Source organism: Lentzea sp. JNUCC 0626 (assembly GCF_043632865.1).
GTDB lineage: Bacteria > Actinomycetota > Actinomycetes > Mycobacteriales > Pseudonocardiaceae > Lentzea.
Genome location: NZ_CP171636.1, coordinates 121,094 through 133,567 on the forward strand (window position 1 = coordinate 121,094; position 12,474 = coordinate 133,567).

General features: G+C 71.2%; 8 protein-coding genes. 6 read left to right on the forward strand and 2 right to left on the reverse strand.

The genetic code is table 11. The annotated features are described in order from the left end of the window. The 5 genes from JNUCC0626_RS50185 (at window position 1) to JNUCC0626_RS50205 (ending at window position 7,971) form a co-directional block, all read left to right on the forward strand. Window positions 1-1,356, forward strand: a complete 1,356-nt coding sequence (locus JNUCC0626_RS50185; protein ID WP_394622326.1) for a hypothetical protein — start codon at window positions 1-3, stop codon at window positions 1,354-1,356. A 126-nt stretch (window positions 1,357-1,482) separates the two neighbouring features. Beyond that, window positions 1,483-3,909, forward strand: coding sequence for a hypothetical protein (locus JNUCC0626_RS50190; RefSeq protein ID WP_394622327.1), 2,427 nt, complete (start codon window positions 1,483-1,485; stop codon window positions 3,907-3,909). A 113-nt stretch (window positions 3,910-4,022) separates the two neighbouring features. Continuing rightward, window positions 4,023-4,727: a hypothetical protein gene (locus JNUCC0626_RS50195; RefSeq protein ID WP_394622328.1), complete on the forward strand. Its 705-nt coding sequence runs from the start codon at window positions 4,023-4,025 to the stop codon at window positions 4,725-4,727. 209 nt (window positions 4,728-4,936) lie between these two features. Then, window positions 4,937-5,770 (forward strand): hypothetical protein, encoded by an 834-nt coding sequence (locus tag JNUCC0626_RS50200; protein WP_394622329.1) that lies wholly within the window; start codon window positions 4,937-4,939, stop codon window positions 5,768-5,770. Between the two features lie 176 nt (window positions 5,771-5,946). After that, window positions 5,947-7,971 (forward strand): M3 family metallopeptidase, encoded by a 2,025-nt coding sequence (locus JNUCC0626_RS50205; RefSeq protein ID WP_394622330.1) that lies wholly within the window; start codon window positions 5,947-5,949, stop codon window positions 7,969-7,971. Between the two features lie 179 nt (window positions 7,972-8,150). Here JNUCC0626_RS50205 and JNUCC0626_RS50210 read toward each other — a convergent pair whose 3' ends face one another. Both JNUCC0626_RS50210 and JNUCC0626_RS50215 read right to left on the reverse strand, forming a co-directional pair. Next, on the reverse strand, window positions 8,151-9,431 hold the full coding sequence (locus tag JNUCC0626_RS50210) for a GGDEF domain-containing protein (protein ID WP_394622331.1): 1,281 nt from the start codon (window positions 9,429-9,431) through the stop codon (window positions 8,151-8,153). A gap of 447 nt (window positions 9,432-9,878) precedes the next feature. Next, entirely contained in the window at window positions 9,879-11,135 is a 1,257-nt protein-coding gene (locus JNUCC0626_RS50215) for an MFS transporter (RefSeq protein ID WP_394622332.1), read from the reverse strand. Window positions 11,136-11,381: 246 nt separating this feature from the next. Between JNUCC0626_RS50215 and JNUCC0626_RS50220 the strand changes: the two genes are divergently transcribed. Then, complete coding sequence (locus tag JNUCC0626_RS50220; protein ID WP_394622333.1) at window positions 11,382-12,389, forward strand: helix-turn-helix domain-containing protein; 1,008 nt, start codon at window positions 11,382-11,384, stop codon at window positions 12,387-12,389. Window positions 12,390-12,474 lie beyond the last annotated feature (85 nt).

Genomic DNA, 12,474 nt, shown 5'->3' on the forward strand with positions numbered 1-12,474 from the left:
ATGGCTTCCACGAAGACGCGCTCGAAGGTGGCGGGACGGTCGACGACCGCCCCGCGGACGCACCTGGGTGCGCGCCGTCCCGAGCGCTACGACATGGACAGCTGGGTCGCGAAGGCCGAGACGGCCACCGGCGAGTGGGCCAAGGACGTCGCGCACCGCGGCCGCCAGGCGCAGCGGCTGGTCTACAAGAAGCGCAAGAAAGTCAAGGAGGGCAAGGGAAAGACCATCCGCGTCGCCGGTCGCGGCGCCGTCGTGGTCGGCAGGGGAGCGGCCGGTGCGGCCGTCTCCGCCGTCGCAGGCACCTACCTGACGGTCCGGTGGACCGCTCGGCACGCCAACCGGGCCCGGAAGTGGGCGGCGCCGCACGTGCGGCGGGCAACCAACCACGTCGGGCGCGCGGCGTACAGCAACGCCGTCGTCTACGGCGACGCGGCAGCTCGACGCGCGGTCCGGATCCGGGCCCGCAACCGGGCCCGGATGCGCAAGATGCGGACCGCGGCCGCCGTCCGGCTCGACCAGGCGTCCACGCACGCGATCTCGCGTGGCTGGAACCGCACCGGCCGGGCGGCCCTGAGGGCCGCTGCGGTCGTCGCGCCGCCCACGACCAGGAACGCGCTGTTCAGGGCCATGCGGGCGACGCCGGCGGCGGCGGTCCGCGCCGAGGAAGAGGCGATGGCCAAGGCCCGCGAGGTCCTGAACACGCCGAAGAGGAAGGAGCCCCGCGGCCCCGCCGGCCAGAGCCGGACCAACGAGCAGATCGTCGACGACCTGAAGAACCGCACGCCCGGCGACGTCTACGTGCCCGGCTGGAAGGGCAAGGACGTCTACGCCGAGTACGCCATCCCGCCCGAGCGCAAGAAGACCGACAGCACCACCGATTCCAGCCCTGAACAGGGACGACGTGTCTTCGAGATGCCCTCCGGGGCGACCGCAGAACCCCGCAGCACCGCCGGTGGCGGTGAGTCCAGCAACACCCGGACGCCGAACGGCGCCGCTACACGAGGAGGACCCATGGCCACCGACCCCGTTGCCCTGATCCAGCGCGGTTTCCAGGAACTGGCGGAGTACCAGCCGGAGGACTACTACGACTGGATCCAGATGCTGATGCGCCTGTCCGGGGCGCTGCGCGCTGGTGCCGAGGGCATCACCGTGCTGTCCGTGCGCATGGACGTCATCGAGAAGATGGACCCCCGCGCGCTGGAGAAGCTCTACATGGCCGGCATGACCATCGCCGTGGCGATGCAGATGACCGCGGGCTCCACCAAGGACTTCATGAAGCTCTACCGCGACCGGTTCGAGAAGGACGGCGAGCGCGGCCGCACGATGCGCGACGAGTCGAGCTTCTTCGGCGCCTGACCGGTTGATCCAGGTCGATCCCGCCCGAGGCCGCAGCCTCTCCCCACTGCACCACCACCCTCGGGCGGGTGTCGTCCCTGATCAACCAGTGCATAGACCTCGAGCTGATCAGAGAAGGCGGTGAACATGAGCAAGAAGGCAACCCCGAAGCCGAAGTCGCCTCGCCAGAAGCGACGGGCCGAGAACCGGGCGCGCAAGCGCAAGCAGCGCAAGGACGCTCTCGTGGCGCTGGCGTGGAAGAACGCCCACCACTCCCGTCCGCTCGCGATCAACGTGGAGGCCCTGGCGACCGCGTCGGCCTACCACTACCTCGACCCGAAGATCGCCGCCGCCGTCGGCGGCGCTTCCGCGCTGATCACCGCCATCAACACCTGGATGGGACGCCTGTCGACCGAGGAGCAGAAGCTCATCGGCTACCACGGCCTGGCCGCCGCCACCTGGACCGCCATCGCGAGCCTCGTCGGCCCGTTCGACCCGTTCCTGGGCGGCACCGGCCTGCTGGGCGCGATCGCCTCGCACGTGACCTGGGCCGAGCGCCGCAAGGTGCGCAAGCCGGCGCTGGCGGAGCGCCCGGTCTTCGAGGACTGGAACGGTGCGGAGAACGAGGACGAGGACAACGGCATCCTGTCCCGCGCCGGGTTCCGTGGTGCCCGGATGGTCGGCCGCGAGCCGATGCACAACGCCAAGAACCAGCAGATCGGCATCCGCTACCACGTCGACCTCACCGGCTCCGGTGTGTCCGCGGAGACCATGCTCGCGCTCGGGCCGAAGAAGATCGCCGCCGAGCTGCCGGGCAAGACCCGCCAGGGCGCGGTCACGATCCTCGACGACGAGGACGACGTCAACCACGTCGTCATCGAGGTCATCTGGCAGAAGCAGTGGTCGGCCAGCGCGCCGGTGCTGCACCCGATCGTCGAGCACCTGGCCGAGCTGAACCAGTTCGTGCAGTCCGCGGTCGAGCACCGCCTGTCCGGCGACACCTCCAACGCCGTGCCGATCCCTGAGCACCTGCGTCACCTGCTGCCCGGCATGGCCACCATCCGGGACAAGGTGCTCGCCGGCGTGAAGCCGGACCAGTCCCTGGCCTACGAGCAGATCTACAAGAAGGGCTACGGCTGCTACCACGAGTTCGGCGTCGGGTTCACCGGCTCGGGCAAGACCAGCTCCATCAACTGCGAGATCTGCTCGCTGCTGCCGTGCAACGACGTCGTGATCTGGGCGATCGACGTCTCGGCGAAGCGCGGCAAGCACTTCAAGCCGTGGGGCGGCTGCATCGACTGGCTGGCCACCGAGGCCGCCGACGCGCTCGAGATGCTCAAGGCCGTCCGCAACATCGCCAACGCCCGCGGCCGCGCCTACAACAAGTCCGCGATCGTCTCGCCCAGGACGGCCCCCGTCCTGGTGATCATCATCGACGAGCTCCCGGCGCTGTGGGACGAGCTGGGTTCCGAGCGCTGCAACGAGTTCCTCGGCAACCTCACCAAGCAGGCCCGCTCGCAGGGCATCTCGCTGAAGTTCTGGGGCCAGCGCGGCATCCAGACCGACTACGGCCACGGCTTCCAGTCGGTGATCTCCCAGGCCGCCCAGCGCCGCCTGATGAAGGTCAAGAAGGCGCACGAGGCCGGGTTCGTGCTGTCCAACGCCGACCTGCTGCAGGCCGACGCGTCGAAGTTCCTCGCTGGCGAGACCGTCATCGAGGACGGCGAGACCGGCGAGATGACGCACTTCCGCGGGTTTCTCGTGCGCGAGGCCGACGACGAGGTGGAAGACGACCTCGGCGACATCCCGCTGATCGCCGCTCTGTACGCCCCGTTCCGGCCCAAGCTCGACGCCGTGTCGGCCCAGGCCGCCGGTGACGCGTACGCGAAGCGGCAGGTGATCATCCCGGACAACCCGATGCTCACCCCGCAGGAAGTGATGTCGCCGCGGATCACCGTGCCGCCGGCCACCGAGGCCGAGGCCGACGAGGTCATCCGCGCGCTGACCACCAACATCGGCTGGCTCGACGCCATGCTCGACGGACGCCTCACGGTGTCCGGCATCACCTTCGATTCCGACACCGAGGAGGACCCCGTGGTCTCGTCCGCACCCGAGCTCGACACCGGCGCCGTGTTCGCGGACGCCGGAATCCCGTTGGGAGACAGCGACTCCGCCCGCGAGAAGCGGTCGGGCATGCTCACCGAGCAGCTGCACACCCAGATGGGCCCGGCGATCGCCGACCTGGCCGCCCTGCAGGCCGAGATCGACGCCATCCCCAAGGGGGTGTCCCTGGCCGCGGCCACCATGCGCACCGAGGACCCGAAGCGGTTCGCCGACGACGACGCCATCGCCGTCGCGGCCCTGGAGGTCATCGGCCGCCACTCCCACAAGGGCGCGCAGAACGCCGACATCGCCGCCGCCATCGAGAAGGCCACCGGCAAGAAGCCCTCGCCCGAGGCCATCCGGCAGCGGCTGCGCGACCTGTCGCACCGCAACCTAGTCGTGCTCGACGGCAAGAACCGCGGTGCGCGCTGGTACCTGCCGCACCACGCACCGACCAGCGACAACAAGTAGGCAACCTGTGCGCCAACGCCCCGGCCACCCGGCCGGAGCGCCGCACTTCCAGTGGATTGGTTCAGGTGATGGCAGTGCGGGACAATGGCGGAGTCCGACCTAGGGAGCCGCGTGTGAGTGAGCAGAGCAGGGATCCGATCCGGATGGCTCACGAACTCGACATGCTCGAACTCGGCAACGAGCAGTTCTGGGAGACCAACCGCACCCAGTTCGAGGAGATGGCCCGACGCCACTCCAAGAACGAGGCCGAGGTCGCCGATAAGATGCGCTTCTACGACCAGCACCGCGGCCAGCTCGGCAGCTGGGCGTCCAGCGCGGCCCGGGAGGACGGCGCGCCCACGACGGACGGAAGCCTCGGCAGCACGCCGCCGCCTCCCGCACCTGAGCAGCGCGCTGAGCCCCAGGCCGCTCCCACGCCTCCGCGCCCGCGGCCGCAGCCGCGGTCCCGCCCAGTTGACGACGTCGAGACCGAGGACGAGGACGAGGACCCCGTGCGCATCCGCCCCCCGCGCTTCGAGTTCGACATGCAGCCGACCGCGCCCGCGCCTGGCCGGGCGACCCGCTTGATGCACGCACCCAAGCTCTATGGCAAGGCGCTCGCGATCGGTCTGCTGATCGCCGCGGTGCTCTGGTTCATCGTCACCGGCGGTCTCCACTGGCTGTTCGATAGCGCCTGGTGGGGCTGGTGGCCGGGGGTGCCCTCCGTGCTGATCGCGGCCATCGGCTTCGCCGCCTGGATGTACACCGCGCACCAGGACATCCGGTACTGGCTCCGCAACGGCGGCCCTCGCATGCCGCTGCGGATGCGCCTGTTCTGACCGCACACCGCGCCCTGCCCCAGGGGCGCGGTGTGCCGCCTCGCGACGGCATTTCTCCTGTTCCCCACCGGTTTCTCGCCGCGCGCATCATCCTCATCAATCTCTATTGCTTCAGTGTTGACCGAACTCAGTCCCCCTTGCCGACGGCTCAGTAATCGTTACTATGTAACGTTACTGAGCTTTTTCGCGTCGACCACCAGGAGCGTTCGATGACCTCCGTGCCCACCGTGTCCGTCCTCGAGATCGACGCCGCCGGGTTGCCACCGATCCCGGCCAGAGAGCCGATCGACCGGTGGATGCGCCGCTACGACGAGGTCGGCTCCACCCTGGTGGGCCCGCCGCCCGAGGGCGCGAACGCCGGCCGCTACCAGCACGTCCTGCTGAACACCCGGACCGGCGAACTGGGCTTCCACTGCGGGGATTGGCGAAACACGCCGATCCACGGGCGCTGCACCGCCGCGGAGTGGGAGGCCCACTTCCCGGGCAAGTCGTTCTCGCGCAACGGCGGCCCGCACCAGTGGTTCGAGCCGGTGCCGGACCTGCTGTGCTGGGTCATCGACTCCGGTGTCAAGGAACGGCCCTACCTCAACGCCGTCCAGGCCGCCCACTTCCTGCCCCTGCTCGTCCCGCTCGCCCAGCGCCTGCTCGACCACCTGCTTCCCGTCCCCGGCACCAACGACCGTGACTACTCCCCGGAGGCCGCCTCGGCCGGGCGGGACATCGACCGGGCATGTTCCCGGCACGTCGACCCGCCGCTGGGCCTGCGCCCCAACCTCGTGCTGATGGACCGGGTGGTCGAGGCGATGCCGGAACTGGTGAAGCCGAAGTGGGCCGCCGCCGACGACGTCACCCTCGACCGGGAGGCGGAGATGTTCACCCGCTTCTTCGCCTACCACCACCCGCAGCTGCACCGGCTGCTCGACGTGCCCGAACCGACCTCGTCCTTCGGTCGGCTGGAGATCCTCGGCGCGCGTGCCTGGATGCACCGTCACCGCCTGGAGAGCTCCGCCGCCGACGTTCACGCCCTCGGCGCCGCCGGATGACCGCGGCAACCGTCAGGTCATGATCATCTGAGGGCTCCGGGCCGTCGACCACTTCGCACGTGGACGACGGCCCGGAGCCTTTTCTGCTGTTCAGAAGGTCGACGGGCGTGCGTTCGCCCGCGATCTCCCCACGGTGACCAGCCAAGCTGGCACCGACCACACCCAGGAGGACTGCTGTGGAACTGCGCACCGCCCTGCCCGAGGCCGCCGACCCCTTCGCCGCAGCGTGGCCGCTGGGATGGCCACCGCTGCACCTGGTCGTCGACGAGCACATCGAGCCCGCCGTCCGGGCGGCCGTCGACGCCCGCGCCGCAGCCCTGGAAGCCGTCAGCACCGCCGAGCACCCGCCCGCGTTCGGCGACGTCGTGAACATCGAGCGGGCACACGCCTTGCTCTGGCCGGTCAGGCAGCTGTGGTCGGTGCTGCTCAAGACGGCCGGCACCCCGGCCCGGCACGCCCTGGACGCGGTGGTCACGCCGCTGCTGGCTGCCGCCGACGCCGCAGCGTGGCTCGACCCACGGCTGTACGCGCGGGTGGCCGCCGTGCACGCCCGCCGCGCCGAACTAGACCTCGACCAAGAGGACACCGCGCTGCTGGACCGGGTGCACCGGCGGTTCGTCCGCGTCGGCGCGCACCTGGACGACGGCGCCCGCGACCGGTTGCGGACGCTGACCGCCCACGAGGCCGAACTCGAGGTGGCCATCGAGGCCCGGCTGTCGGCCGGCCTGGCCGCCGCCGCGGTGCACGTCACCGACCGCGCCGAGCTCGCGGGCCTGGACGACAACGAGGTCGCCGCGGCGGCCGCGGCCGCCGCCGAGCGCGACCAGGACGGATGGCTGCTCACGCTGTCCGCGCCGACCGTGCAGCCGATCCTGGCGCGCCTGGCCGACCCAGGGCTGCGCCGCCGGGTTCACGCCGCTTCGGTCTCGCGCTGTTCGCGCGGCGACGCGCACGACACCCGCCACCTGGCCGTCGAGTTGTACCGGTTGCGCGCCACCCGCGCGCGCCTGCTCGGCTACGCCCACCACGCCGACTACGTGCTGGCCGAGCAGACCGCCGGATCATCGGAGGCCGTCGCCACGCTGTTGCATGAACTGGCACCGCTGGCCGTACGCCAGGCCGCCGCCGAAGACACCGCCCTCACCACCGGTTCGGGGCCGGTCGCGGCGGCCGACCGGCTGTTCCTCGCCGACCAGGCCCGCCGCGGCGCCGACGTCGCCGACGTGCGCGAGTACCTGCCGCTCTCCGCCGTCCTGGACGGCGTGCGCCAGCTGGTCCACCGCCTCTACGGGATGCAGCTGCGCGAACGCCTCGACCTGCCCGTCCACGCCCCCGGCGTGCTGACGTGGGAGGCCGTCGACCACGACGGCCGCCGCCTCGGGCTGGTCCTGGCCGACCTGCACCGGCGGCCCGGCAAGCGGCCTGGGGCTTGGTGCACCGAGCTGTCCGCGCAGTCCCGGCTGCTCGATCAGCGTGCGGTGGTCTGCTTGTCGCTCAACCTGCCCCCGCACCCGGACAGTGCTCTGAACAGCGGCGATGTGCTGCTCACCGCCGATGAGGCGGTGACGGTGTTCCACGAGGTCGGGCACGTCGTGCACGTCATGCTGAGCGACGTCCGCTACCCCGGCGACAGCGGCTTCAGCCGGCTGCCGCGCGACGTCGTCGAAGCCCCGTCGGTCGTGCAGGAGATGTGGGCGCTGGACCCCGGCCTGCTGGCCGGCTACGCCCGCCACCACGTCACCGGCGCCCCGATGCCCGCCGACCTGGCGGCCGCACTCACCACCACCCGGCACGGCGTCGGCTACCGGCTGGTCGAGGACATCGCCACGGCCCTGCTGGATCTGGCGTGGCACTCCATTGGCCCCGACGACGAGATCGGCGACGTGGAGGCCTTCGAGCACCAGGTCCTGACCGCGGCTGGCCTGGCCGACACCGTCCCGCCCCGCTACCTGACCGCGTTCTTCCGGCACTCGCTCGTGGGCGGCTACGACGCCTCCTACTACGCCTACAGCTGGTCCGATGCCCTCGCAGCCCAGCTGCACGAAGCGTTCACCGCTCTCGGCGGCCCCGGTCGCGCCGCCGGCGACGCGCTCCGCGAAGTCCTGGCCCGCGGCGGCACCGACCCCGGCCTGTACCTCGCCCTGGTCGGCGGGCAGCTGCGCACCGGCCCCTTCCTGGCCCGTCTCGGCATCACCGGTTAAGGCCCAGTTCAGGGCAGCGGCCGCTGCACGCGGAGGTCACGGTGACACCTGCGTGCAGCGGTCCGCGCAGGTGCTGGCTTCGCCGTCGCAGCGCCGGGCCTCTCCAAAAATTCAGATCATATGATTTGAATTAACGGTGTAATGCCAGCTCATCCGCCTTTTTCTGAGGTGTATCCGGCTCAGCCGACGGCGTCCGCGCCGGTGGTCTGCTCGGGGATCGGCGCAGGGCTCAGGCAGGTCTGGTTACGGCCGGCGCGCTTGGCCTCGTACAGCGCGACGTCGGCCATCGACAGCAGGTCGTCGACCGTCTCGACGCTGGCGACGGGGAACATCGAGCCGCCGATGGACGCGGTGAGGTCCTTGACCTCCACGGCGTCCTGGCCGTCCTGCGCGGCGCCGGTGACCTCGACGACCACCGAGCGGATCCGGCGGCGAATGCGTTCGGCCACGTTGAGCAGGTTGCGCCGCGATCCGACGTCGGGGATCAGCACCACCAGCTCGTCGCCACCCCAACGCCCGCAAACGTCCTGTTCACGGGTCTCTTCACGCAGTGCGTCGGCGACCGCGGCGAGGACCCGGTCGCCGACGAGGTGCCCGCCGTGCTCGTCGTGCCCGTCATTGACGTCCTTGAAGTGGTCCAGGTCCAGGATCAGCACGCCGACGGTGCCGTCCCGGTCACGGGCGCGGGCCAGCGCCTGCTCGGCGAGCTCATGCCACCACCCGGCCGTGGCCAGCCCGGTCTTGGTGTCGGTGCGGGCCGCTCGCTGGTACTGGTGCACCAGCAGACCGCGGTGCATCGCCACCAGGGCGATCACCACCCCGGCCAGCACGGCCGGGTTGTGCAGCACCAACGTCGCGGCGACCAGGCCCAAGCCCATCGACCCGGCTTCCAGCAGGTGCTCGGAGAAGTTCTTGAACAGGTCGGTGACGTTGGCCTGCGGGTTGCTGATCAGGATCGCGGCCATCACCAAGCCCGCGTTGATCGCCCAGCGCAGCACGGCCGCAGCGGCGACGACGCCCAGTTCGGGTAGGCCCGCGAACACCGTCGGGTCCGGAACGCCGGGGTAGGTGTGCATGCCCAGCGCCAGGACCGCGACCGCGGCCTGGGTGCCGCACAGCACCGTCGCACCGGAGAAAGCCCACCGGTACAAGGGAACTGGCCGTTCACGTGGCCAGATACGCCACCAGGCCACCGCGTAGGTCAGCACGACCATCGCCGAGGCGAGCGCCGGCGGCAGCACCAGCACCGCGGCGAAGCTCCACACCGACTTCGTGTCCAGGTAGGGCGAGACCGCGCCGCGCCAGTACTCCCGCTGCCGCTCAATCCGGCGGGTGACCTCGATGTAGACGACAGCGCACCCGGCGAGCACGGCGAACCGGATCAGGTCAGCACCGGTGACCGGCAGCAGGAACGCGGTCGCGGCCGCGACGGCCACCGCGACGACGTAGGCGGCGAGCACGTAGGTCCGGACGTGTGACGGGGCCTGCCACAGGCCCCAGCCCGTGACCCATCTGTATGGTCTGCCGATCCGCCCCAGCACCAGCCCTCACCTGCAAAAAGAGCGCAGCTTGCCCGCTTCCGGCCCTCACCGTAACCGAATCTGTACGCGGCGTCGCCGCTGCGACCAGGGACGATGGTGGGCGCGACCGGAAAGCCACCCGGTTAGCCCAACGGACAGGCTTCTCCTCAAGGGAGGAGGTGTGCCCGCCATGCGCGACGTGAACTGGTGACCCCGCTCGCCGGTCCGGCCTGCTCGGCCGCAGCTCCGGCGCTTCGTTCAAAACCCCTGTTCACGGCCCCTTTCGCGGCCGAATGACACGACGAGGAGGTGACCGTCGTGCGCAACGACGTCAACTGGACCCGGTGACCCCGGACCGAACCCGACAACCGCTCTCGACCACGCCGCTCAACCCGAGACGTCGTCGTCGGCCTCGTCCCGCCGCTGTGGTGCCGGCGCGGACGAGGCCGCACGCGAAGTCGCACGAGACCAGGCACCGGCCGCCACGGTCGCCGCGAGCACACCGGCGGCGGCCGCGGCCGTGATCACCAGCGAGGGCGGCAAGAACTGGGCCGCGAGACCGGCCAGGACGATGGCCAGGCCCTGTGCCGCGCGCAGGGCCGCCATCGCCACGCCGACCGCCCGGCCGCGCAGCGCCTCCGGCACGGTCGTCACGTACGCCGCCTGGACGATCATGTTGTGCGCCGAGCACGCCCCGCTGACCATCCACAGCACCACGGTGACCGCCAGACCCGGCGCCCATCCGGTCGGCAGCAGCACCAGGCTCGTGGCCACCGCCAGCGGCCCGAGCAGCCGCAGCCGCCGCGACGGCGGCACCCGCTTGAGCAGCACCATCCCGGCCACCATGCCCACCGGGTTGGCCGCGAGCAGCCAGCCCACGGCGGCGGGGCCGCCGCCGATCTGCGCCGCGTACGGCACGGCCAGGCCCTCGGGCACCACGTACCAGCCCGAGCAGCACGCCAGCGCCAGCAGCGACCGCAACCGCCCGTCATCGGCCACCACCCGCCACCCCGCCCGGACCTTCGCCCACGTGCCCTGCGCGCTCGAGCTCCCGCGCGGAGCGTGTGGCCGCAGCCCGAACCGGATCACCGCGGCCGACACCGCGAACGTGGCCGCGTCGACCCACAGCGCGCCTGAGGTGCCCAGCCCGGCGACTACCGCGGCGCCGCCGCCGAAGCCGATGACCAGCCCGGCCTGGTACGTCATCGCGAACACCCCCAGCCCCACCGTGAGCTCGTCGCCGGCGAGGACGTCGGGCAGCACCGCCTGGCGCGCCGTGGCGAACGGCACCGCGAGCAACTGCACCACCGCCAGCAGCCCGACCTGCGCCAGCAACGGCACGCCGGGCACCGCCATCACGGCCACCAACCCGGCACGCCCGACATCGGCGAGCACCATGACCGTGCGCCGCGGGTAGTGGTCGGCCAGCCCGCCCAGCGTCGCGCCGCCGACCAGGTCGGGCAGGTACGTCACGGCGTAGGTGAGCGCGGCCAGCCCGGCCGAGGCGGTCCGGTCGAACACCAGCACCGTCAGCGCGACCCTGGCCAGCTGGTCCCCGGCCACCGAGAGCACGTGCGCGAACCACAGCCGCCGGAACTCCGCCACGGCGAACACGTCCCGGTAGCCCGCCGCCTGCGTCGTCATGCCCACCAGCGTGTCGCCAGCCGAGCACGGACAGCAAGCGGGCCGAGCCGCGAATCCACGATCAACCAGTCACTATCAGCTATCAAGATGTCCGATGATCTGCTCGGAGGCAGTCCGTGCCGGAGGGCCTCGGCATGCCATTCGTATAACGCCTTGTACGGCACCGCCCGAACCGTCAGTCAGCGTCAAAGCTGTCTAGCTGCACTTTCTGCCTAAACTGCACGTGTGGTGGTCTAGGCTGAGGACATGCGAGGACAGGGTTCGTTCGCCCCACAGGCGCTGGATGAGTTCCGGCGCGCCGTCCCACGCGAGGACCGGCCGAAGCCAGGGCTGTCCGTCGACGAGCTGGCCGCCCGCGTCGGCATCAGCCGCCAGCAGGTCCTGGCCTACCTGCACGGGCGGACCGTGCCCGAACCAGCGCGGCTCAAGGCCCTCGCCAGCGCTGTGGGCGTCCATCCCCGTGAACTGACCTGCGTGCCCGCGGAGGAGGTCGACCTGGCCGTACTGCGTCGCCAGGCCGGGCTGACGCTGAAGACGGCCGCCGCGCGGGCCCGCACCCTGCTCGTGCGGCCGGTCGTGCGGTGTTCGCACTCGATGCTCAGCGAACTCGAGGCCGGGCGCCTGCCGTTCACGTGGCGCACCCCGGAGGTCGGCGAACGCGTGATGGTGGTGCTCGCCGAGATCTACGCCGTCCCCATTGACCAGATCAACTCGCAGTGGCCGACCACGACCACCAGCACGGCCGTCCAACCGGCAGCCCTGACGGTTGTCGAAGTCGACCCCCCGCCCGCGCCGGCATTCCGGCTGGTCGGTCCGTCGATCTGGACCTGGTACGCCCGGTGCCCCTCGTGTGAGCTCGTGGCCCCGCCGGGCTCGGGTAGCTACACCATGCGCCGCGACAAGAGCGTCGACTGGAGCAGGCCGGCCGAGCTGCGGTGCAGTCAGTGCGGCGTCCAGCACCTCGTCACGCCGTTCGAGCTGCAACCGCACGACGCCGAAGTGACCTGCGTGCGCGCGACCTGCGGCCAGACGTTCGCGGCACCGTCGACCGCGGTCGAGGCGACCTGCGAGCACTGCAGCCTGGTCAACCGCGGCCCGGCCGCTCTGGCCGACCCCGGTGTGCACCACCAGGCCGCCACCGTCCGCTACGGCCGCACCCTGGAGATGCAGGCCCGCCTGGCGGCCGCCAAGGACCGTGCCCGTGACCGCGGGCTCGACCCTGGGCACGTCCTCCTGCTCGGCCTGGGGGAGTAGGAGGGGTTTCCGCGGTTTCCTGGTCCAGGAAACCCTCGGCGCGCGCCTTCTCCGATGCCCTGGTCACGCTGGCCGCCGGGTGTTT